The sequence below is a fragment of the Caproiciproducens lactatisolvens genome (assembly GCF_052443335.1).
Taxonomy (GTDB): Bacteria; Bacillota; Clostridia; order Oscillospirales; family Acutalibacteraceae; genus Caproiciproducens.
Map to the genome: position 1 here is coordinate 949669 of NZ_CP195750.1, position 22857 is coordinate 972525.

Genomic DNA, 22857 nt, shown 5'->3' on the forward strand with positions numbered 1-22857 from the left:
ATTTCAAATTAATAGAGATCAATATCCACATGGCTGACCTCGCGTTTGATATCTTTCCCGAGAAAGATACCCGCGATCTGGGAAAAGCCTTCCATCCGGTCGCTGACGTAGAACGAGCAGTCGCCGTCCGCGCTTCTGTCGCAGAGAAGCCCCTGTTTCCTCAGCAGGGCGGAGCAGTAAGCGGCGGTTTCCCGTCCGCTGTCTATCAGGGTCACGCCGCTGCCCATGACTTCGGAAATGATATGCCGGATAATCGGATAATGCGTACAGCCCATAATCAGGGTGTCGATTCCGGCTTCCCTCAGCGGGGTCAGGTAGCGCTGCGCGACCAGGCGCGTAACCTGCTCGTCTTCGGCGATCCACCCGCTTTCCACCAGCGGGACGAACAACGGGCAGTCGCGGTCGAAAACTTCGATTTCGGGGTTGATGGCCGCAAGCCCGCGGCGGTACGAACCGCTGCGGATGGTCGCCGTGGTGGCGATGACGCCGACCTTCCCATTTCTGGTGGCTTTCCCGGCCGCGGCCGCGGCCGGTTTCAGCACGCCGGTGTAGGGAAGGGTCAGCTTTTCGCCGATTCCGGGTGCAACCGAACTGACGGTGCCGCATGCGGCGACAATCATTTTCACATTTTTGGATTCCAGAAACGCCATATCCTGTCCGGCGTATTTCATAATCGTTTCGCGGCTTCGCGATCCGTAGGGAACACGGCCGGTGTCGCCGAAATAAATAATGTTTTCGTGCGGCATGATGTGCAAGAGCTCTTTTACGGCGGTCAGCCCGCCCAGCCCGGAGTCAAAGACGCCGATCGGTCTGTTGTCCATTCTATTCCATCGCTCCAAAATGATTTATTAATATTGTGTCCGGATTTCAAAGGAAAGAGACACCAGCCTGTCGAGCAGCTCGCCGTAAGGGACGCCGGAAGCCTCCCACAGCTTCGGGTACATGCTGATGGAAGTGAAGCCCGGCAGGGTGTTCAGTTCGTTCAGAATGACCTCTTTGCCGTCTCGTACGAAAAAGTCCACGCGGGAAAGGCCGGTGCAGCCCAGCATATAGTAAGCCCTGCGGGCGGTGGAACGGATTTCTTCCATCACCGCCTCGTCGAGATGCGCGGGGATATAGAGCTGGGATGTTCCGGATTTATATTTGTCGTCGTAGTCGTAAAATTCAGCGGAAGCCGCGATTTCACCGACAACGGAAGCCTCCGGCTCCGCGTTGCCCAGTACCGCGCACTCGACCTCCTGGCCCACAATGGCCTCTTCCACAACAATCTTGTCGTCCTCGCGCGCCGCTTTTTTCACCGCTTCGTCAAGCCCGGCCTCGCTGCTTACCTTGCTGACTCCCACGGAGGAACCCGCGTTTGCCGGTTTCACGAAGATGGGATATCCAAGCCTTGCGTCGATCTTCCGCTTGATTTTCTCGGCGCCGGTTTTGTATTTGTCCGTATAGAACCAAAGATATTTTGCCTGATGGATGCCCGCCGCGGTCAGCAGCGTGTGGGTGACCGCCTTATCCATGCACACGGCGGAAGCAAGCGCGCGGCAGCCGACGAACGGAATCCCGCTCAGCTGCAGAAGCCCCTGTATGGTGCCGTCCTCTCCGTTTTTGCCGTGCAGGACGGGGAACACGCAGTCCACCTTGATCACGTCAAACCCCATTTTCCCGTCTACCACGATTCCGCGGATGCTTCTGTCGGGGGCGATAAACGCGGGTTGGTTGAGCGGGTCGCGCTCCCAGCGCCCGTCGGCGATTTCCTCCGGGGAGCCGCTGAACAGATACCAGCGTCCGTCCTTCGTAATGCCCAGACAGACGATTTCATATTTCTCTTTCGGCAGGTTGTTGATGACCGATGCCGCAGAAATGCAAGATACTTCGTGTTCGGATGAGCTGCCGCCGAAAATGACGGCGATCCTCTTTTTATTCATAATTATCCTCCAAAGCTCTGCTCTTTTCCTAATTTATATCATAATATATAATCCTACAAATACATATCATACCACAAGGCTTTTAGCGGTGCAATCGGAATTTTATTAAATTGTATGGTGACAAAAAAATGTTTATGTAGTATAATTTATAAATATCGTGAGCCATACTATCTTTGGTTGAATATAGAAGAAAAATACAGGTGCATACCGGGGTCCCGCCAGTGCGGACAAGCGGTGTGCGGAAATACAGATTCAGGAGTGATTTGTTTGGAGCAGAAGGCATTTGACCTGATTGCTGAAAAAGTCGGTGCGGTTTTAAACGGACAGGGATTCGTAAAGGCCGGTGAGGAACAGGAAGGCAGCGGCCGTTTGGTGCTGTTTAAAGGGGAGAATACCGCCTACAGTATTCTTTATCATCAGGACAAAAAGCGCTTTGAGCTTCGAACCTGCGATGCCGAGGACGGAGAGCCGGACTTAAAGTGGAAGTCCATTTCCATCTGGCTTTTTGACCCCGAGACGGACAGCCTGACCGAGGCCGACAGCATTGTGAACGACTTTATAGAGACCATTGAGGGGCCGAAGCGCGTGGCGGCGGCCAAAATGAAAAAGAAGCGCAAGAAAGACGACGAAAACAATGCCGACCCGGTGTTTTTCTTCAACCGCTTCGTCGGTATTTTCCCGGAGCTGAAAGAGGAGCTCAACGGCGAAAGAAATCAGTACGAGGAAGTGCGCGCGATTCATTTCGCAAAGGAGCGTCTGGTGCCGAAAATTGACGCGCTCTGCGCCCAGGGAACAAAAACGGACAGCATCAAGCGCTGCTGCGACCTTCTGAACGACATGTACGCCAACGGCGACATGGACGTGCGCTCCATTATTACGATCGTGGTATTGAACGGCGTGAGCGACCGGGCGGCGGAAAATATGAAGCCGATGTTCAGCGACGATCTGAAAAAAGGCTACACCGCGGGGCTGAAATTCAAGGGGAAAGTGGTAAAGCCCGAAAAGAAAAAGAAGGAAAAGAGATTTGTCGCGGCCAATCTGAACGACATGAAATAAAGACGGGAAATCGGGGCGGGCAAAATCCGCTCCGTTTCGTAAAAAAAGCTTGACAGATTCCACACGAGATGCTATGATGTTTATACCTCATAAAGGGGTTATTTTTTTGCGCCCTTTTAAGAGGGAGGCTGAGGCCTTAAAAAAGGCCTAAATATTTTTCCGTATAACGGGAGGTGCCGTCATGAGAGTTAAAATCACATTAGCCTGCACTGAGTGCAAACAGCGCAACTACAACACGATGAAAAACAAGAAGAATGATCCGGACAGGCTTGAGATGAACAAGTACTGCAGATTCTGTAAGAAGCACACTCTTCACAGAGAGACGAAGTAAGCCGGACGGAGGGACGAAGAATGGCAGATACATCCAAAAAAGAAAACTTTTTTGCGAGAACGGGCAAGAATGCTTCCAAGTTTTTCCGCGACTGCAAAAATGAGGTAAAAAAGATTGTATGGCCCACACCGCAGGCGGTATTTAGGAATACCGGCGTCGTTTTGGCAACAATATTTCTGATCGGCCTGTTTATCTTTGGACTCGACACGTTGCTCATGAACCTGCTTGGGTTGATTATGAATGTTGCAAAGTAGGATAAGCGGAGGAAATTACGATGCCTGAAGACGCAAAATGGTATGTTGTTCATACCTATTCCGGGTATGAGAACAAGGTAGCCTCTAATCTTGAAAAGACTGTGGAAAACCGTCAGCTCCATGATTTGATTCAGGAAATCCGTGTGCCGACGGAAACTGTTACGGAAATCAAAGATAACAAAAGGCGCGATGTCGAGCGCAAGATTTTCCCCGGTTATGTTTTGGTGAAGATGCTCCTAACCGATGAGTCATGGTATGTTGTCCGCAATATCAGGGGCTGTACGGGCTTTGTCGGCCCGTCGTCCAAGCCCATTCCGCTCACGGATGAAGAAGTGGCGAAGCTGGGCGTTGAACAGAAGGAAATCGAGGTTTCTTACAGCGTCGGCGATTCCGTACACATTATCGACGGCCCGTTGGAGGGTTTTGTCGGTACTGTCGAAGAAGTCGACGTCGACAAAAACCGCGTCCGCGTAACAGTATCCATGTTTGGGCGCGAAACACCGGTTGAGCTTGAACTGAATCAGGCTGAAGCGATGGAATAACATTTCACGATAATTTGCGGGAGACCGCTGATTATGAGGGGCATTGCCCCTGTGGGAGGAACGGATAAACTCAAAGCATCCGCTCCGCCATCTACCACGAATTTTGGAGGTGCAAACAAATGGCTCAAAAGGTTACGGGCTTGATTAAGCTCCAGATACCTGCTGGCAAGGCTACCCCGGCGCCGCCTGTAGGACCGGCTCTCGGTCAGCACGGCGTCAACATCATGGCGTTTACAAAGGAATTCAACGAGCGCACGAAAAACGACGTAGGACTGATTATTCCTGTTGTCATTACCGTTTATGCGGATCGTTCGTTTACCTTTATCACCAAGACCCCGCCTGCTGCCGTCCTGATTAAAAAGGCCTGCGGTATTGAGAGCGGTTCCGGTGAACCGAACAAGAAAAAGGTAGCAAAGATCACACGCGAGCAGGTCAGAAAGATAGCTGAGACAAAGATGCCCGATTTAAATGCGGCTTCCGTTGAGACAGCCATGAGCATGGTTGCCGGCACAGCGCGCAGCATGGGCATTGAAGTCGTAGATTGACACCCGGGTGGGAGGAACTTTTCTACTCCGATTTTACCACTCAATAGGGAGGAAAACCAATGAAACACGGTAAAAAATACGTTGAAGGCATGAAGCTGATCGACCGTACAAAGCTTTATGATGCAAACGAGGCTCTTGATCTCTGCGTCAAGACCGGGACGTCCAAGTTTGACGAGACCGTTGAGGTCCATGTCAAGCTGGGCGTAGACAGCCGCCACGCTGACCAGCAGGTCCGCGGCGCGATCGTACTGCCGAACGGAACCGGTAAAAAGGTCCGCGTACTGGCGATCTGCAAAGGCGACGCCGCCAAAGAAGCCGAGGCTGCCGGTGCCGAGTTCGTCGGCGCCGAAGAAATGGTACAGAAAATCCAGTCCGAAAACTGGATGGATTTCGATATTTTGATCACGACTCCGGACATGATGGGCCTTGTCGGCCGTTTAGGTAAGGTTCTGGGCCCCCGCGGCCTGATGCCGAACCCGAAAGCCGGTACGGTTACCCGCGAGATTGGCAAGGCAATTGCCGACGCCAAAGCCGGTAAGATCGAGTACCGGCTTGACAAAACCAACATTATCCACTGCACAATCGGCAAAGTTTCCTTCGGCGGTCAGAAGCTGCTCGAAAACTTTGACGCCTTGCTCGGCGCAATCGTAAAGGCAAAGCCGGCCGCTTCCAAGGGCCAGTATATCAAGAGCTGCGTCGTGGCTTCCACAATGGGCCCCGGCGTCAGAATCAACCCGAACAAGGTTGGCGTCTGATTCCGAAAGGCTTGACAGGCCGCACGGTCTGTGATAGTATAATATTCGCTGTTCTTTATTCCAAAGACAGCAGGCGCATTTGCTTAATGGGTTTTGCCCAGCCTGCCGAGGATAGAGGCCGATACGCATTGTTATGATGATGTATTTATGCCCTTTCCGCGGTCATGCGGGAAGGGCTTTTTCATTTTCCTGCGCGCCGCATTCCAACTGACGGAGGTGAATACATTTGCCAAGTGAGAAGATTTTAGAGCAAAAAAAGCAGGCGGTTGCCGCTTTGACCGAGAACCTGAAGGGCGCATGCACCGGTGTCATTGTCGACTATAAGGGCATCACGGTCGCTCAGGACACAAAGCTCCGCAAAGAGCTGCGTGAAGCGGGCAGCGACTACATGGTCGTCAAGAACACCCTGCTACGTCTTGCGTTGAAGGACGCCGGGATCGATGGCCTCGACCATGTTCTTGAAGGCACGACCGCTCTGGCAATCAGCAAGGACGATTATGTTTCCAGCGCAAAGATCCTCGCTAAATTTGCTGAAACCAGCAAAACATTTGAACTCAAGGCCGGATTTGTCGACGGCGGCGCCATTGACGCCGACGGAGTCAAAGAACTGGCTGCCCTGCCTTCCAAAGAGGTTTTGGTTGCAAAAGCTCTGGGCGGCTTGAATGCTCCTATTGCGGGCTTCGTTACTGTGCTGAGCGGCACAATGAAAGGCTTGGTCGTCGCTTTGAACGCAATCGCGGAAAAGCAGGCTGCCAACGCATAAGGTTTCCTGAAAATAAAAATTTTGGAGGTAATTCACAATGTCTGATAAAGTTGTAAAATTAATTGAAGATGTAAAATCCCTTACTGTTCTTGAGCTTTCCGAGCTCGTAAAGGCTCTGGAAGAGGAGTTCGGCGTATCCGCTGCCGCTCCGGTTGCTGTTGCCGCCGCCGCTGCTCCGGCTGCCGCCGCCGCTGAAGAGAAGACGGAGTTCGACGTTGTCCTGAAGGCTGTCGGCCCCAACAAGATCCAGGTCATCAAGGCTGTCCGCGAGATTACAGGCCTTGGCCTGAAAGAGGCGAAAGAGCTCGTTGACGGCGCACCGAAGGCTGTTAAAGAGGGCGCTTCCAAGGACGATGCAGAAGCCATCAAAGCAAAGCTTGCTGAGGCTGGCGCAGAAGTCGAAGTTAAATAATTCCATTTCCAATACAAAAAGCCCTGCTGTTTTAACAGCAGGGCTTTTTTCTGTAATTCCATAAAAAGCCCCCGGCAACGCCGGGGGCTCAGCTTTGCTGTCTGATCACATTTTCCTGTATTTCTTTACTCTGCGCAGGTTCTTCTTTTTGCGGTTGTAGATCAGCGCAAGGACAATGTAGATGATGACCAGCAGAACGATCACCGCCGCGATGACGACGAACCAGACGGAAGTGAAAATGGCCTTGACGGTATTGGCGGAATGCAGCAGTTCGCTGCGCTCAACGCTTTCCGCGGCCACCAGATTGACGGTCGTCAGCTTCTGATTAGCATAGCTGAGGGTCGCCGTCCCGATGACCTGCCCCCTTTTGACGGGCGCAGTGACGGCGTCGGGGACGTTCTTGGTGACGATGACGCTGCTTGCCGACACATTCATCGGCAGCATCGCGGAATAATCCTTCTCAGCCACGAGCAGCAGCTTATCCTTGTTCCAGGCGTCCTTCAGCTTGACCTCGCCGATGGACTCCTCGCTGTTCAGTATATTTTTCAGCTCCAGATTTTTAAACGCCCACTGGTAAAGCTTCTTTGTATCGACCAGTTCACCCCGTGTCTTGATCTGTTTGCCGTTCGCGTCTACGGACGGCGCGCCGAGCGCGACGCACAGATAGCTGTAGCCCTCCGCGGTGGCGGAAGAAACAAGACAGTAGCCGGACTCGTCGGTGTGGCCCGTTTTAATGCCGCGCGCGTACTGGTAATAATACTGGCTTCCCGTGTTTTTATCGATCAGCAGGTTGGTGGTGGAAAGGGTACGCAGGGTCCCCGCCCCCGGACCGCCCACCGGTTTGTAGGAAGCGCGCGCCTGTGAGGTGATCTCGGTAAAATGCGGCAGGGTCATCGCGTATTTCGTCATCAGGTAAAGGTCGTGCGCCGTCGTGTAGTGGTTCTCGTCGTGAAGGCCGTGCGGGTTGGTAAAGTGTGTGCCGGTACAGCCCAGCTCCTTTGCCTTCGCGTTCATCATATCGACAAAGGCGTCGATATCTCCTTTTCCCACATAGTCCGCCAGAAACAGCGCCGCGTCGTTTCCGCTCGGCACCAGCATGCAGTTCATCAGCTGAAGGGCGGTCAGCTCGTCGCCGACCTTGATATTGGACATGGAGCTGCCCGTCCCGAGAAGCGTGTCCATGACTTCTTTGGTAATCGTTATTTTCGTCCCTTCGAGGTCCTTAATATGTTCGCTGGCAACGATAAAGGTCATAATTTTGGTAGTGGAAGCGGGTTCCCGGCGCTCGTTTGCGTTTTTCTGATAAACGACGGTGTCCGTGTCCAGATTGACCAGTTCAATGGCGGCGCAGTTCGGTTCAAAATCAATATTGAAGGTGGCCGCGGCCGCCCTGACGGGCGAAAACAGAACCAGAATCAGAAGGATGGAAACAGACAGGAATTGGCGCGTTTTTTTCATGGAACTTTTTCCTCCGATGTGATATTATATGTGTAAAGTTTGATATTATCAGGGGCGTACAGACCTGTAGATTAGTATAACAGCATTTCTGCGAAAGATAAAGGGCAGTTTGGAAATGTAATTAAATTGTAAGATTTGATGGGGGAATCACAGTGATTTACATAACAGGGGATACTCACGGCGAAATATGTCGTTTTGACTCGGGTCAGGCCAAGAAGCTGAAGAAGGGGGACACGCTGATTGTATGCGGTGATTTCGGCTTCCTCTGGGACGGCGGCCCGAAAGAGGAAAAGAATCTGAAAAGGCTGGGCAAGAAAAAATACAACCTTCTTTTTCTTGACGGGACCCATGAAAATTTTGATTTGCTGGAGCAGTATCCCGTGACGGAGTGGAACGGCGGCCGGGTGCAGAACATCAGCGGCAACCTGTATCACCTCATGCGCGGACAGGTCTATACCATAGAAGGGAAGAAGCTGTTCGTGTTCGGCGGCGGGGAAAGCACGGAAAAGCAGATGCGCATCGCCGCGGGAAAATGGTGGGAGCGCGAAATGCCGAGCATGGAGGAAATGCGCGAGGGCGTCAGGAACCTTTCCGCGGTTGATATGGCGGTGGACTATATTCTGACCCACGAACCGGCCCCGAAGGTGATGTCCCATACGGTGAATCCCAAGGAAAGCACCAATCAGCTGGAGGCATATTTCGAGCAGCTGGTCAAGCAGGTCAAATTCGAGAAATGGTTTTTCGGCTCCATCCATATCGACCGGAAAATCACCACCAAAAATTATGCGGTGTTCAATGACATTATCCCGGTGGAGCCTCCGCAATACAAGAGATTCCGATCATAGCGGCTGGCAGGACAGATTTGCGGCGGAAAATGATATACAAAGAGACGATCTCAGCAAAGTGCGCCTTGAAACGGATTCACCGATCAAGGCGCATTTTTATGCAATATTTTTGCTGGAGCCATTTTTCAACAGCCGCAGCCGGCGGATGCTTAATCCGCCCTGTTTTCAAACAGCTGTTTTACTTCCGCACGCAGGCCCCGGTGCTGCGGGGACTCCAGCTCGGCGTCCATGCTCAGAATTTCCCGCGCAACGGACTGGGCTTCTTTCAGCAGGTCCATATCGTGGACCATGTCGGCGATCTTCAGCTCCGGCAGTCCGTGCTGCCTGTGGCCGAAGAAATCGCCGGGGCCGCGCAGCTTCAGGTCCTGCTCCGCAATCTGAAAGCCGTCGTTGGTCGCGCACATGGTTTTCAGCCGCGCGACGGTTTCTTCGTTCTGAGCGTCCGATATTAAAATGCAGGTGGACTTGTATTTTCCGCGCCCTACGCGCCCGCGCAGCTGGTGCAGCTGGGAAAGGCCGTACCGCTCCGCGTTTTCGATCAGCATCACAACCGCGTTGGGCACGTCCACCCCGACCTCCACAACGGTCGTGGAAATCAGCACCGCGATGTTTCCCCGCGCAAAATCCGTCATAATGGCTTCTTTTTCCTTGGGCTTCATTTTTCCGTGAAGCACGCCGACCGGATAATCGGGAAGCCACCGGGTCCTTACTTTTTCAGCGTATTCGTTCACGCTCGCCATATCGTTCTGCCCTTCGTCGATCATCGGGCAGATGATGTAGCACTGTCTGCCTTCGTCGATATGCTTCCGGATAAAACGGAACGCCCTCAGGCGTTTATCGCCCGTAATGGCGTAGGTGTCTATTTTCTGCCGGCCGGGCGGAAGCTCGTCCAGAATCGAAATATCGAGGTCGCCGTAGATCATCAGCGCGAGCGTGCGCGGGATGGGGGTGGCGCTCATGACAAGCATATGCGGATGGTCGCCCTTGGAGGCGAGAGCCGCGCGCTGCGCCACGCCGAAACGGTGCTGCTCGTCCGTGATCACCAGGCCGAGGCGTCGGAACGCGACGTTTTCGGAAAGGAGGGCGTGCGTGCCGATGACAAGCTGGATCTCTCCGTCCAGCAGTCCCTGCAGAATCTCCCGCTTCTTTGCGGCCGGCATCGAGCCGGTCAGCAGCGCGACGCGCGTATCCCGCAGCAGGGCGGACAGGGAAGCGTAGTGCTGCTGCGCCAGTATTTCCGTGGGCGCCATCAGCGCCGCCTGCATCCCGTTTTCAACGGCGCAGCAGCAAAGCGCCGCCGCGACCGCGGTTTTTCCGGAGCCGACGTCTCCCTGGATCAGCCGATTCATCGGGAATCCGCTCATCATATCCGCTATGGCTTCTTTTACGGCCCTTCGCTGGGCCTGTGTGGGCTCAAAGGGGAGTAAACCGTAAAAACGTTCGGAACAGTCGTGATCGAGCCTCAGGAGGCTTATAGAGCGGCTGCGACCCTTCAGCCGGAGAAGACCCAGCTGCAGAATGAGCAGCTCTTCAAAAATCAGGCGTTTCCGGGCGGTTTCCACCGCCTCCATATCCTGCGGCAGGTGGATGTTTTCCAGCGCGAACCGCAGCGGGCAAAGCCCGTACTTTTCCCGGATTGCTTCCGGAATCGGGTCGCGTATCCTGTCCGGAAGCAGATCGAGGGCGCTTTTGACCGCGTTTTCGATCATCCGGCTGGTCAGCCCGAGCGTCTGATGATAAACGGGCCGAATAGGGGGACAGACCGCCGCGCGCACAAATTCCGGCGTGGTCATTTCCCGTTTCAGGAAATTGGCGGTTACCTTTCCGTAAAATACGTATTCCTCGTCCGCCTTCAGCATGGAAGGAATATAGGGATTGTTGAAATAGGTCAGCTCCATATCGCTTTCGCCGTCGGTGACCGTTACCTTGCAGATCATCATTCCGGCGCGGATTCTCGTTTCCTTCGGCCGCTCCAGAACGGTCGCCCGTACGGCGCAGGGCTCGTTCAGCGGAGCCAGGCGGATCGGATAGGGGCGGCTCAGGTCCTCGTAGGTACGGGGGTACAGACGCAGCAGAGCGCCGACGGTCGGCGCGCCGAGCTTTTCAAACAGCTTGGCACGCTTTTCGCCGACGCCCTTCAGGTCGCGGATATTTCTTTCAAATAAAGAACGCATCATTCAATAGAAACAATAAAATAATACACCGGCTGGCCGCCGTTGACGAGCGTAACCTCGGTTTCGTTGCCGACCCTGGCCTTAATCCGGTTGTAAGCCTCGTTTGCCTGTTCCTCCGTAACGTCCGCCCCGTAAATAATAGTAATGAACGAAGTGCCGCGGGTAATCATGGAGCGCGTCAGTTTGCTGCAGGTATGGACAATATCTTTTTCAATCAGTTCCAGCTTGCCGTTGTTCAGGCCCAGAATGTCGCCCGCCTTGATTTTGTGGCCGCCGAACTCGGAGTCGCGCGCGGCGAAGGTGACGGAAGCGGTCGAGACGTTGGAAGCGGCCTCCATCATCGCGACGGTATTTACTTCCGTGCTTGCGTCCGGATCGTAGGCGAGCATGGCGGAAAGGCCCTGCGGGATCGTGCGGGTGGGCAGGACGATTACCGTGCGGTCGTTCACAAGCGGGATGGTCTGTTCGGCCGCCATAATGATATTCTTGTTGTTTGGCAGAACCAGAACGGTTTTTGCGGGAGTCGCCAGAATCGTGGCCAGAAGGTCGTTTGTGCTGGGATTCATGGTTTGCCCGCCGCTGACGACGTGCGTACAGCCCAAGTCGGTAAAAAGGGTTTTCAAGCCTTCTCCGGCGGCAACCGAGACAAACCCGACCTCATCGGCAGGCTCCGCAGGTTCCAGGGAAGCCACGGCCTTTGCCTTTGCCTCTTCGTTTGCCTCCGCGGCCTTCCGGTGCTGTTCCTTCATGTTTTCTATTTTCACGGTCAACAGCTGGCCGAATACCAGAGCCGACTGCAGCGCGTTGCCCGGTTCTTCCGTATGCACATGCACTTTGATAATGTCGTCGTCGTCCACCAGAACCACGCTGTCGCCGATGCTTTCCAGGTAGCCGCGAAGCTCCTGCGGGTCTTTTTTGCATTCAAGGTCGCGTCCCACGATAAATTCGGTGCAATAGGTAAAGTTGATGACCTGATCGAATTCCGCGGCGGCGTTTCTGAAAAAGTCGGTTTCAGCCGCCTGCTCCTCGGGGGAGTCCGCTTCATTCATAATGATGGTACCGTCCTTAAAGACGCTCAGCATTCCGTCCAAAATATAACAGAGTCCTCTTCCTCCGGCATCGATTACTCCCGCCTTTTTCAGTACGGGCAGCAGCTCCGGTGTTTTTTCCAGCGCTTCGGCAGCGCCCTTGCAGATCGCGCTCCACACATAAACGGCGTCGTCGTCAATGGCCGCGGCCGCCTTGCCCTTTTCGCTGGCAACGCGGGAAACGGTCAGGATGGTTCCTTCCGTCGGCTTCATCACGGCCTTATAGGCGGCCTCCACGCCAATGCCCAAAGCGTTGGCGAGATCGGTGCCGCTGACCTCCTCCATTCCCTCAATGCCCTTGGAGAACCCGCGGAACAGTATGGAAAGGATGACTCCGGAGTTGCCCCTTGCGCCGTGGAGCATGGCGGAAGCTGCGGTGTGCGCGACTTCGCCCGCGTTACTGCTGGTATTTTTTGAGAGCTCGCGGGAAGCGGAGCTCATTGTCATGGACATGTTGGTTCCCGTATCTCCGTCGGGAACAGGGAAGATGTTCAACTCATCGACCGATGTTTTATGCTTTACGATATTGTTAGCGCCTGATATTATAGCGTTTCTCAGGTCAATTCCATTTATCACCATTCAGCACTCCCTAAATTTCACTTATTGCATTACCTTATTTTTCATTTTAATATTATATCATAGTGCACAGGCAGATTCAATCTTAATTTCTCACAGCCTTCCGGCGGGGTGAAAAAAGGGCATAAGGAGCCATAAAAAATATCCTCACATCATGTGAGGATATCAATACGGGTCGGTACTATCTGGGTTCAACAATCAATTTGATCGCCGTGCGTTCTTCATTGTCAATCACTACGCTGGCAAAGGCTGGGATGCAGACAACGTCGATTCCGGACGGGGCAAGGTATCCGCGTGCGATCGCAATGGCCTTAATTGCCTGATTGGCGGCGCCGGCGCCGACAGCCTGCAGCTCGACAGACCCTGTTTCGCGAATCACTCCTGCGACTGCGCCCGCAACGGAATTTGGCGCTGACTTTGACGATACTTTCAATATTTCCATAGGCCATCCTCCAGACTATGCAAAATCATAGTATCATCATAAAACGAAACACAAAGTTTTGCAAGTATTATTTACCAAAAACACGTAAATTATGAAAAAAAAACTGTAAAAACCAACGAATTGCTGTTATTGGATCTGGATCCGCTCCACAGAGACGGTTTTTCCGCTTTTTTCATCGATCTGAAACAGGGCGCATTCCATTTTACAGTCGCCCTCGGCCAGCGCAAAACGGACTGGCATTTTGGTCCTCATTTTCTCTATGACCAGCTCGGGTTTTACGCCGAGCACGGACTGGATCGGTCCCGTCATGCCCAGATCCGTGATATACCCGGTTCCCTGCGGAAGCACGCATTCATCCGCGGTCTGAACGTGGGTGTGCGTGCCGAAAACCGCCGAAACGCGCCCGTCCAGATAATAGCCGAAGGAACGTTTTTCCCCGGTCGCCTCCGCGTGAAAGTCCACCAGCGTAATTTTGGGCATGTCCGCAAGCAGGCGGTCGGCCGTGTCGAACGGGGAGTCCAGGCTCTCCATGTAAATCGTCCCCATCAGATTGATGACGCCTACCTGGACCCGTCCCATGTCCACAATGCAGGCACCCCTGCCGGGGACCGAGGACGGAAAATTCGCGGGACGAATCAGATATTCGCTGGAATCAAACAGCTCGTAGCTTTCTTTGCGGCGGAAGCTGTGGTTGCCGGCGGTGATCACATCCACGCCGCTGTCATACAGGAACTGGACGGAAACGGGCGTCAGGCCGTTGCCGTCGGCGGAATTTTCACCGTTTGCAATGACCAGATCGATCCCTTTCATTTTTTTGAATACCGGGAGATGCTGGCGAAGAAAGCGGCAGCCGATGCTGCCGACAACGTCGCCGATTGCAAGAATATTCATTCGAAAGCCTACCTTCTGTATGGATGCCCCCAGTGTTCCTGCGGGCTCTTCTGTAATAATTCATTGTAATTGTAACAGTTTATTTTTATCAAGTAAATCCCTAAATACGCATTGACGCCGGTCCGGTTGACGTCAAAAACAGGCCAAAGCGGTGAGAATTCCCAATAACAGAAGGGCGCGGAAGAAATGAATATGGGGAACAGCTTTCGCTGTTCCCCAAAAACTTCTCCCCAATGCGCCGAAGCGCCCTATATTACGCTCCGCCGCTTATGCGCCATTCAGTACGTTCCGCCCAGTTACTTCGCGTACTCAATCGCGCGGCTTTCACGGATTATGTTTACCTTGATCTGTCCCGGATATTCCAGCTCGTTCTCAATCTTGTTGCAGATGTCGCGGGCCAGAAGCACCATTTTGTCGTCGCTGATCATTTCGGGCTTTACGATGACCCGGATCTCTCTGCCGGCCTGAATCGCAAAGCAGCGTTCCACACCGTCAAAGGAAGAGGCGACTTCCTCCAGCTTTTCAAGCCGTTTGATATAATTTTCAAGGTTTTCACGCCTTGCGCCCGGCCTGGCGGCTGAAATTGCGTCTGCCGCCTGTACTATGCAGGCGATGACTGTTTTAGGCTCCACATCGTTGTGATGCGCGTGAATTGCGTGGATAACGGTTTCGCTTTCCTTGTATTTGCGAGCCACGTCGACGCCGATGTCGACATGGGAACCTTCAATTTCATGGTCGAGCGATTTGCCGATATCATGCAGCAAACCGGCTCTGCGTGCGATTGTAGGATCCAAACCAAGTTCGGAAGCCATCACACCGGATAAAAAAGCAACTTCCAGCGAATGATTCAAAACATTTTGTCCGTAGCTGGTGCGGTAACGCAACCGTCCCAGCAGTTTGATCAGTTCGGGGTGGATTCCGTTCACTCCGGCCTCGATCACGGCACGCTCGCCTTCCTGTTTGATGGTGGCATCCACCTCGCGGCGCGCCTTCTCTATCATTTCCTCTATTCTTGCGGGATGGATTCTGCCGTCCGCAATCAGACGCTCCAGCGCAATGCGGGCTACCTCGCGGCGAACAGGCTCAAAACTGGAAAGGGTAATCGCCTCCGGAGTATCGTCAATAATCAGATCGACACCGGTCAGAGTTTCAATCGCCCGGATATTTCTTCCCTCACGTCCAATAATACGGCCCTTCATTTCATCATTTGGCAGCGGAACAACGGAAATGGTGGCCTCCGCCACATGATCCGCCGCACAGCGCTGAATTGCCATCGAAATGATTTCCCGCGCGGATTTGTCGGCGTCTTCCTTGGTCTGCTGTTCAAATTCCATCAGCTTGACGGCCTTTTCATGGGTGAGCTCGTCTTCCAGATTCTTCAGCAGATAATCCTTCGCCTGGTCCACGGTGAATCCGGAAATCCGCTCCAGCATATCAAACTGGCTTTTCTTTACGGCTTCCGCTTCGGCAAGCCTTTCATCCGCCTGTTTGTTTTTATTGGTCAGGATTTCGTCTTTCGCTTCCAGACTTTCCATTTTTTTATCCAGGGTTTCTTCCTTCTGCTGGATGCGGCGTTCCTGACGCTGTACTTCTTTTCTGCGTTCATTCAGCTCGCGTTCCGACTCGTTTCTCAAACGGTGGATTTCGTCCTTGCCCTCTAAAACAGCTTCTTTCTTTTTGGCTTCGGATGATTTAATCGCGTCGCTGATGATTCTTTTGGCTTCCAGCTCAGCGGAACCGATGGTAAACTCGGCCTGCTTTTTCCGGTGGGCGATTCCGCCTAAGAAAGCAATCACGCCTGCAATCACCGCGCAGACCAGCGCGATGATAATACATGTTAGCAAACTAACAGTGGCTGTGGTCAATTGTTGGCACCTCCTTGTCTTTCTTACTTTTTCAATATTCTTAGTTTAAAATTAATTAAGATGGGTGCGTTAAGCCCATGAATGCATATATGTGCATCTTATTCATAATTGTATTACTTCTGGTACCCTAATGTCAAGAAATATCGCTTGCAATCGATACAAACTGTTCATATTATTTAAGGACGATTGTTGTTTCAGTCACATGATCCGAAAAAAATCTGTATAATATTAACAAATTGCCCGGCCGTCCGTTGACAAGTTCCGCAGACGGTGCTAATATGAACGATATATAAGAATATGTAAAAAATGTTGACGAGGAAGCCTTTCCACCGTGCAATTGCAACAGAGAGCGCATGCAGCAGCTGAAAGCGTGCGCGCAGTTTGGCAGAAAGGACACCGCCTCCGAGTGCGTGCCGAACGCAGGTTGCCAAAGGCATGCCGGGCAGCACCGTTACCTGCTGCAATGAGAGCGGATGATTTGTCCGCTGAAATTGGGTGGAACCGCGAGCGATAGCCTTGCCCCTTTTTGGGGTAAGGCTTTTTTTATTTGAAGGAGTGAAAGATTATGGTAAAAGTAAAACTGAAAGAGGATGTCAGGGAGTTTGAAAACGGCATCACGGTGGCTGAAATTGCAAAGTCGATCGGCATGGGCCTGTACAAGGCCGCCTGTGTCGGTAAAATAGATGGAAAGGCAGTGGACCTGCGAACGCCCGTAACCGGCGACTGTGAGCTGGAAATCCTCACTTTTGACAGTGAAGAGGGCAAGAAGGCTTACTGGCATACCACCTCGCACATTATGGCGCAGGCGGTGAAAAGGCTGTTCCCCGGCGCCGGCTTCGCCATCGGCCCTGCAGTGGACAACGGCTTTTATTATGATATTGATCTGGAACGCCCCCTGACCCCGGAAGATCTTCCGAAAATTGAAGCGGAAATGAAAAAGATCATCAAGGAAAATATCCCGATCGAGCGTTTTGAGCTTGACCCCCCCGAGGCGGTTGAGCTGATGAAGAAGGAAAACCAGAAATACAAGGTGGAACTGATCGAGGAGCATTCCGGCAAGGGGGAAAAGATCAGCTTTTACCGTCAGGGAGACTACACCGACCTCTGCGCCGGACCCCATCTGATGAGCACCGGCTGCGTAAAAGCCGTTAAGCTGACCGCAAATACGGCGGCCTATTGGCGCGGCGATTCCAAAAATAAGATGCTGCAGCGCATTTACGGCATTTCCTTCCCGAAGAGCAGCGAGCTTGAGGAATATCTGGCGAAGGTGGAAGAGGCGAAAAAGCGCGACCATAATATTCTGGGCCGTCAGCTCGGCTACTTCACCACCAGCGACCTGATCGGGCAGGGCCTGCCGATCTTGCTTCCGAACGGCGCGCGCGTGATTCAGCTTCTGCAGCGCTTTGTGGAAGACGAGGAACAAAGCCGCGGCTGGCTGCTGACAAAGACGCCTTTTATGGCGAAAAGCGACCTTTATAAGCTTTCCGGGCACTGGGATCATTATAAGGACGGCATGTTTGTCCTCGGCGACGAGGAAAAGGACGACGAGGTTTTTGCCCTGCGCCCGATGACCTGTCCGTTCCAGTATCAGGCTTACCTGAACAAGAAGCGTTCCTACCGTGACCTGCCGCTGCGTTACAATGAGACATCGACGCTGTTCCGCAACGAGGCTTCCGGAGAAATGCACGGACTGATCCGGGTGCGGCAGTTTACGATTTCCGAAGGGCATCTGATGTGTACGCCCGCCCAGCTGGAAGACGAATTCAAGGCTTGCCTGGAGCTTGCCATATTCATGCTGAAGACACTCGGTCTTTACGAGGACGTTTCCTACCGGTTCTCCATGTGGGACCCCAACGACCGCGAAAAATATATCGGGACGCCGGAGCAGTGGGACGAAGCGCAGAGCGTCATGCGCAAGATTCTGAACCATCTTGAGATTCCCTATGTGGAGGGCGTCGGCGAAGCCGCTTTCTATGGCCCGAAACTCGATATCCAGATCAAAAACGTGTTTGGCAAAGAAGATACGCTCATCACCATCCAGATCGACCAGATGCTGGCCGAAAAGTTCGGCATGGAATACACGGACGCGGACGGGAAGCAGAAGAATCCCTATATTATCCACCGCACCTCCATCGGCTGCTACGAGCGCACGCTGGCCCTGCTGATTGAAAAATACGCCGGCGCGCTGCCCATGTGGCTGATGCCCGAGCAGGTCAGGGTGCTGCCGATCAGCGACCGCCTGCAGCCGGAAGCCGACAAGGTAGTCGCAAAGCTGAAGGCATCCGGCCTGAGAGCGGCCTGCGATACCAGAAGCGAAAAAATCGGATATAAGATCCGCGAAGCGCAGCTTCAGAAAATTCCCTATATGCTCATTATCGGGGATAAAGAGGCGCAGGAGGGTACCGTTTCCGTGCGCAGCCGCAAGGATGGCGATATTGGTTCTATGGCTGTTGATGCATTTGTTGCAAAAGCGGTCGCTCAGGTTGCTGAAAAGTCAAAAGACTGATTTCCTTTTTGTTCGGGGCCGGATGGATCATCATCCGGCCTTTTCCTTTTGCGGGTCGGCCAACATAACCGGTTTTTATGTCAACCTGTGAAACTTCCTATTATTCCACCGTATTTTTTCCACCGTTCATTTGATAAGTTGAAAAATAGGGAAAAATCCGGTCCCTGTAAGATTAATATGTTGAAAACTCGGTTGAAAGTGTGGAAGAAATCACTTATTATTATATTTTAGAAATATTATGCTGCGATTTATGTAAAGCCAGACGATTATAGGACGTTTTCTTCCGCTCATACAAAAAATTTTGGAGTTTCCATAAAATGCTGTTATATTTTGAAAAAATTCCCATATGAAATTAAGTCGTTTCGATCATGCGTTAAAATACACAATAATAGCAGTGGGGTGGGGGCGAGAAATTGAGCAGAATAGTTTTGAGCCGGAAGGGATGGAAAATATTCTCAGTAGCCGCGCTGCTGGTTGCTTTCGCTATTTTTGGAGGCTCCTTTTTTTGGGCTAAAAATGTGAAAGAAAATTCGGTGGGGCCTTCTCCCGCCAGTATTACCGCGGAAATTATCAGTGAAATGCATTATTCCGATATGATTGAGGTCAGCCGGAATCAACTGTCCAAGCATTACAGTATTCCCGACGGGATTATTGCCGACAGTTCGCTGTACATGAGTAAATCGTCCGACAGCGCTTCGGAAATCGCCTGTTTTTTGCTGACGGATAAATCAAAGTTTCCCGAATTGAAAGCCGCCGCCGCCAACCATATCAATTCCAAGGCCGCGGGTTTTAAAAGCCTGAATCCTGAACAGTACAATTTGCTGAAGAATTTTGTAATTGTGCAGCAGGGAAGATATGTTCTTGTCACTGTCGGCAATAAAGCTTCCACGAATGAAAAATTGTTCACCGAAATTGTGAAATGAATTTTTCACTTGATTCTTTAAAATTTTTATGATAAAATAATGCACATGCGGAAGTGGTTCAATGGTAGAACATCAGCTTCCCAAGCTGATGACGGGGGTTCGATTCCCCTCTCCCGCTCCAAAAAAGCAGCCCGGCCGGATAGGCCGGGCTGTTTTTTTCGGAAGATGGTGGAATCGAACCCCGGCGCAAGTGCGGAGAAAAAGAGAGGCGGCCTGCGCACCGGGAAAAAAGCAGGGACTCGCGGAACGCGGGCGAATGTACGGCCACCCGATTCCCCTCTCCCGCTCCATGGTTATCAGACTAAGTTATAGATACAATTTTGTATCTATACTTAGTCTGATTTTCTGTTATACTTATAAAGGCATATTTCAACTTCAAATCGTTTATAAAACACGAAGATAAACACGAACTTGATGACTTGTGGAGAAATTTTATGAAAAGAGAGGATGAGGTAAAATAAATGAATATTCAATTTGACCCAAATAACAATATTATAAAACTATGTCTGAGCGGTATGGGCATGGAAGACAATGGCAAACCCAACGATGCAAGTATGCTGTTTCTTAAAGCCTGGAGTGAAGCAACAAATGACTTTGAGAGATTTATTTCATCTTATTATGTAGCCCGACATCAAGATAGTATTTCAGCCGAATTAAGATGGTTGGAAACATCTTTGCAGTTTGCATTAAAACTAAATGATGATAGTGTTAAGAGTGCTTTCCCATCGTTATATTTTAACATTGCCAAATGCCATGAGGAGTTACGCGATCCAGACAAGGCAAAAATGAATTACGAATTATCAAATTCGTATAAGGTTATGCCTTCTGATAAAGGTCCCTTTTATCATGGGACAAAAGCAGATTTGCAGGTGGGTGATTTGCTGACAGCAGGAGGGATTTCGAATTACAAACCTGAGCTCAAAATGAACCACATTTATTTCACGGCCAGTATTAATGGAGCAGGACTTGCGGCGGCATTAGCAAGAGGAGATGGAAGAGAACGAATTTATATTGTGGAACCCACAGGGGAATTTGAAAACGACCCAAATGTAACTGACAAGAAATTTCCAGGCAATTTGACACGATCATATCGCTCTCAGGAGCCTTTAAAAATTATTGGCGAGGAAACAGCGTGGCTGAAACAGATGCCTGAGGAACTTCGCCGTTGGCGTGATAAGATGGCCAATAACAAAGGAGAAATTATAAACTAAGACATACACCAGATTAACAGGAATTTGATCCTATTGAGAAGAGAGAAAATGAGTAAGAAGTTGCTATGCATAAAACTGATTCATACAATCATTTGGGCGTTTTTTGTCTTAGTGATTTTCTATATTCTGTTCACAGGTATATTTGACAGGATCAATATCCATACCTTTATCGCAATTGGGCTGGTCTTGATAGAAGGATTGATTCTCATTCTGTTTGGTTGGAGATGTCCGTTAACGGTTGTGGGGGAAAAATATACAGATGATCATGAGATAGGCTTTGATATCTTCCTTCCAAAATGGCTTGCCAAGAATAATAAAGCCATTTTGGGAACGCTTTTTGGGATTGGTACAGTTATAGTGATTTTAAGGTTGCTTGATATTTTCTGAAGTATTCCAATTTATTGGTGAGCTACGAATATTAAGATGGCTAAGGAAATTGATTAGGTTTGGATCTAATTGAGGGAGGGGAAAGGGATGGCTGTAGAGAAGCGATATGCATCAGATGTGGAAGCGATATTGTCCCATAGGCATGATAATGGAGCTGACCTCTGGACTACGCCAGATAAGCGTCTGATAAAAGGTGCGCCGTTCTCAACTTTAGAGAGCGTAATGTACCTATTGGAATTGGGTATGGAGCCTACAGAACCTTTGCTGAAAGAAGCCTCCGAATTGATATTTAGCACTTGGCAGGAGGACGGACGTTTTAAGCTGTATCCTCAAGGCGCTGTCTACCCATGCCAAACCATCCACGCCGCCAATGTGCTTTGCCACATGGGGTATGTTTCTGATGTCAGACTGCAAAAAACCTTGCAGCATCTGTTAGATATACAGTATACAGACGGCGGCTGGCGCTGCGATAAATTCAGCTTTGGCCGAGGGCCGGAAACGGAGTATTCAAACCCTTTCCCCACGCTTAACGCCCTCAACACGTTCCGCTTCACCGAATATCTTAACAAAGAACCCGCACTTGACAAGGCCGTGGATTTTTTGCTGGAGCATTGGACAATCAGAAAGCCTATTGGCCCGTGTCACTATGGAATTGGCACATTATTCATGCAAGTTGAATACCCTTTCCGAAACTACAACCTTTTTATATACGCCTACGTCTTGTCCTTTTACAACCGAGCTAAGGAGGATAGACGGTTTCTTGAAGCCTTAGAAACTTTGGAATCCAAAATGGTAGATGGACAGATTGTGGTCGAGCGTGTTGTTCCGAAGCTGGCCGGGCTTTCTTTCTGTAAAAAGGGTAAAACAAGCGAAATGGCAACAATACGCTATCATGAAATTTTGCGGAATCTTCAAACAAAGAAATAGTCTATATTCCCATTATGAGCATAACGTAAAGCTTATGAAACATGTCCTGCCGATAATAAACGGGCAAGTTGTAAATGCATCTATTTTGTACTAATGACACAAGACAAGGTGCCGATCTTAAAGGGTCGGCACCTTGTCTCTATAGAATGATGGGGAACTGAACCCCGGCGCAGGTACGAAGATTTGCTTTTTTCTCAAATCTGTGTTATACTGACTAACAGAATCAAATATAAAAGAACCGTCTTTAAGAAGGGCTTTTGGTATTGCGCTGATTGGCGTACTATAAAAAGCCCTTCTTTTTTACAAGACACCAAAAATTTTTTAGTAGGAGGAGCTAAGATGAATACCATTTTGGCGCAAAAGCGCGACCCGGCCGCAAAGGCCAAACAACTGAGGCGTTCAGGCATTGTGCCGTGCGTTATCTATGGCGCAGGATTGAAGGAATCGCTCTCCGTCCAGATCGATCAGAGGACGGCAAGGCAACTCCTGCGAACCAAGCGCAACGGAAGCAAGGTGAATATTCAGGTAGATGGGAAAACCTATCCGACGCTCATTAAGGATTTGGAATATAACAGCATGAACAACGAAATAGTCCATGTCAGCTTCCAGGTATTGGCGGCGGGAAAAAAATTCAACAGCGTTGCCGATATTGTGCTTATCAACAAGGAAAAAGTGCCGGGCGTTCTGGAGCAGATGCAGATGCAGGTTCCTCACGCCGCCGAACCGGAATATCTGATCGATACCGTTACGGTCAATCTTGAAAATATGCCGGTCGGGACGACGCTTACGATCGGTGATATCCCGGAATTTCAAAGCGATAAAATCGAACTGCAGGCCGATGCGGGTAATATTGTTCTGCGCATCAGCGAAAAAAAACGAGCCGATGCCGATGTGAGTACGGAGCAATAATCTTTATCTCCGCCGCATTTTGAAAAGAGCTTCCATCTCTGGTCGCCAGGTCGGGATGAGAAGTTCTTTTTCACA

Annotated in this window: 23 protein-coding genes, 1 tRNA gene and 1 other annotated feature; of the genes, 16 read left to right on the forward strand and 8 right to left on the reverse strand. The window is 51.1% G+C overall.

The features are described 5' to 3' along the window. Positions 1 to 8 precede the first annotated feature (8 nt). Positions 9 to 821 (reverse strand): glutamate racemase, encoded by an 813-nt coding sequence (murI, locus tag ACRQV7_RS04575; RefSeq protein WP_444659637.1) that lies wholly within the window; start codon positions 819 to 821, stop codon positions 9 to 11. A gap of 27 nt (positions 822 to 848) precedes the next feature. Further along, on the reverse strand, positions 849 to 1922 hold the full coding sequence (locus tag ACRQV7_RS04580) for a D-alanine--D-alanine ligase family protein (RefSeq protein WP_275712928.1): 1074 nt from the start codon (positions 1920 to 1922) through the stop codon (positions 849 to 851). A 267-nt stretch (positions 1923 to 2189) separates the two neighbouring features. On the opposite strand from ACRQV7_RS04580, the gene ACRQV7_RS04585 reads away from it, so the two are divergent. From ACRQV7_RS04585 to rplL, 8 genes are all read left to right on the forward strand, one after another. After that, positions 2190 to 2978: a DUF7674 family protein gene (locus ACRQV7_RS04585; protein ID WP_444659638.1), complete on the forward strand. Its 789-nt coding sequence runs from the start codon at positions 2190 to 2192 to the stop codon at positions 2976 to 2978. Positions 2979 to 3159: 181 nt separating this feature from the next. After that, positions 3160 to 3309, forward strand: coding sequence for a 50S ribosomal protein L33 (gene rpmG, locus ACRQV7_RS04590; RefSeq protein WP_038323165.1), 150 nt, complete (start codon positions 3160 to 3162; stop codon positions 3307 to 3309). 20 nt (positions 3310 to 3329) lie between these two features. Continuing rightward, positions 3330 to 3563 carry a preprotein translocase subunit SecE gene (gene secE, locus ACRQV7_RS04595; protein ID WP_275712923.1) on the forward strand — a complete coding sequence of 78 codons (234 nt, stop codon included), beginning with the start codon at positions 3330 to 3332 and terminating at the stop codon, positions 3561 to 3563. Between the two features lie 20 nt (positions 3564 to 3583). Continuing rightward, positions 3584 to 4105, forward strand: a complete 522-nt coding sequence (gene nusG, locus ACRQV7_RS04600; RefSeq protein ID WP_275712922.1) for a transcription termination/antitermination protein NusG — start codon at positions 3584 to 3586, stop codon at positions 4103 to 4105. Between the two features lie 119 nt (positions 4106 to 4224). Then, positions 4225 to 4650, forward strand: coding sequence for a 50S ribosomal protein L11 (gene rplK, locus ACRQV7_RS04605; protein ID WP_038323170.1), 426 nt, complete (start codon positions 4225 to 4227; stop codon positions 4648 to 4650). Between the two features lie 59 nt (positions 4651 to 4709). Then, positions 4710 to 5405, forward strand: coding sequence for a 50S ribosomal protein L1 (gene rplA, locus ACRQV7_RS04610; protein ID WP_275712921.1), 696 nt, complete (start codon positions 4710 to 4712; stop codon positions 5403 to 5405). Between the two features lie 42 nt (positions 5406 to 5447). Continuing rightward, positions 5448 to 5597: a sequence feature (ribosomal protein L10 leader region), on the forward strand. A 34-nt stretch (positions 5598 to 5631) separates the two neighbouring features. Continuing rightward, complete coding sequence (gene rplJ, locus ACRQV7_RS04615; protein WP_275712919.1) at positions 5632 to 6168, forward strand: 50S ribosomal protein L10; 537 nt, start codon at positions 5632 to 5634, stop codon at positions 6166 to 6168. Positions 6169 to 6205: 37 nt separating this feature from the next. Next, positions 6206 to 6580 carry a 50S ribosomal protein L7/L12 gene (rplL, locus tag ACRQV7_RS04620; protein WP_275712917.1) on the forward strand — a complete coding sequence of 125 codons (375 nt, stop codon included), beginning with the start codon at positions 6206 to 6208 and terminating at the stop codon, positions 6578 to 6580. Positions 6581 to 6685: 105 nt separating this feature from the next. Here rplL and ACRQV7_RS04625 read toward each other — a convergent pair whose 3' ends face one another. Beyond that, on the reverse strand, positions 6686 to 8038 hold the full coding sequence (locus ACRQV7_RS04625) for a D-alanyl-D-alanine carboxypeptidase family protein (protein ID WP_275712915.1): 1353 nt from the start codon (positions 8036 to 8038) through the stop codon (positions 6686 to 6688). A 152-nt stretch (positions 8039 to 8190) separates the two neighbouring features. Between ACRQV7_RS04625 and ACRQV7_RS04630 the strand changes: the two genes are divergently transcribed. Beyond that, positions 8191 to 8883, forward strand: coding sequence for a metallophosphoesterase family protein (locus ACRQV7_RS04630; RefSeq protein WP_275712914.1), 693 nt, complete (start codon positions 8191 to 8193; stop codon positions 8881 to 8883). Between the two features lie 149 nt (positions 8884 to 9032). On the opposite strand, the gene recG is transcribed toward ACRQV7_RS04630, so the two are convergent. The 5 genes from recG to rny all read right to left on the reverse strand — a co-directional run bounded on the left by recG (position 9033) and on the right by rny (position 15886). Then, a complete protein-coding gene (gene recG, locus ACRQV7_RS04635; protein WP_444659639.1) occupies positions 9033 to 11060 on the reverse strand; it encodes an ATP-dependent DNA helicase RecG in 2028 nt (675 codons plus the stop codon). Continuing rightward, positions 11057 to 12721 carry a DAK2 domain-containing protein gene (locus tag ACRQV7_RS04640; protein WP_444660212.1) on the reverse strand — a complete coding sequence of 555 codons (1665 nt, stop codon included), beginning with the start codon at positions 12719 to 12721 and terminating at the stop codon, positions 11057 to 11059. Before ACRQV7_RS04640 ends, recG begins: the two co-directional genes overlap by 4 nt. 181 nt (positions 12722 to 12902) lie before the next feature. Continuing rightward, complete coding sequence (locus ACRQV7_RS04645; RefSeq protein WP_038323180.1) at positions 12903 to 13163, reverse strand: stage V sporulation protein S; 261 nt, start codon at positions 13161 to 13163, stop codon at positions 12903 to 12905. A gap of 126 nt (positions 13164 to 13289) precedes the next feature. Beyond that, entirely contained in the window at positions 13290 to 14054 is a 765-nt protein-coding gene (locus ACRQV7_RS04650) for a TIGR00282 family metallophosphoesterase (RefSeq protein WP_444659640.1), read from the reverse strand. A 296-nt stretch (positions 14055 to 14350) separates the two neighbouring features. Further along, positions 14351 to 15886 carry a ribonuclease Y gene (gene rny, locus ACRQV7_RS04655; RefSeq protein WP_442867951.1) on the reverse strand — a complete coding sequence of 512 codons (1536 nt, stop codon included), beginning with the start codon at positions 15884 to 15886 and terminating at the stop codon, positions 14351 to 14353. A 598-nt stretch (positions 15887 to 16484) separates the two neighbouring features. On the opposite strand from rny, the gene thrS reads away from it, so the two are divergent. The 7 genes from thrS (at position 16485) to ACRQV7_RS04690 (ending at position 22782) form a co-directional block, all read left to right on the forward strand. Continuing rightward, the gene (gene thrS, locus ACRQV7_RS04660; RefSeq protein WP_444659641.1) at positions 16485 to 18425 is read left to right on the forward strand and encodes a threonine--tRNA ligase; all 1941 of its coding nucleotides are present in this window, start codon (positions 16485 to 16487) and stop codon (positions 18423 to 18425) included. A gap of 413 nt (positions 18426 to 18838) precedes the next feature. Then, the gene (locus ACRQV7_RS04665; RefSeq protein ID WP_444659642.1) at positions 18839 to 19348 is read left to right on the forward strand and encodes a DUF4358 domain-containing protein; all 510 of its coding nucleotides are present in this window, start codon (positions 18839 to 18841) and stop codon (positions 19346 to 19348) included. Between the two features lie 47 nt (positions 19349 to 19395). Further along, a tRNA-Gly gene (locus ACRQV7_RS04670) sits at positions 19396 to 19469 on the forward strand. Positions 19470 to 20133: 664 nt separating this feature from the next. Beyond that, a complete protein-coding gene (arr, locus tag ACRQV7_RS04675) occupies positions 20134 to 20559 on the forward strand; it encodes an NAD(+)--rifampin ADP-ribosyltransferase (RefSeq protein ID WP_444660215.1) in 426 nt (141 codons plus the stop codon). A gap of 48 nt (positions 20560 to 20607) precedes the next feature. After that, positions 20608 to 20946, forward strand: coding sequence for a hypothetical protein (locus ACRQV7_RS04680; RefSeq protein ID WP_275712906.1), 339 nt, complete (start codon positions 20608 to 20610; stop codon positions 20944 to 20946). Between the two features lie 87 nt (positions 20947 to 21033). Next, entirely contained in the window at positions 21034 to 21873 is an 840-nt protein-coding gene (locus tag ACRQV7_RS04685; RefSeq protein WP_444659643.1) for a prenyltransferase, read from the forward strand. A gap of 339 nt (positions 21874 to 22212) precedes the next feature. Continuing rightward, positions 22213 to 22782 (forward strand): 50S ribosomal protein L25, encoded by a 570-nt coding sequence (locus ACRQV7_RS04690; RefSeq protein WP_444659644.1) that lies wholly within the window; start codon positions 22213 to 22215, stop codon positions 22780 to 22782. Positions 22783 to 22857: the final 75 nt, after the last annotated feature.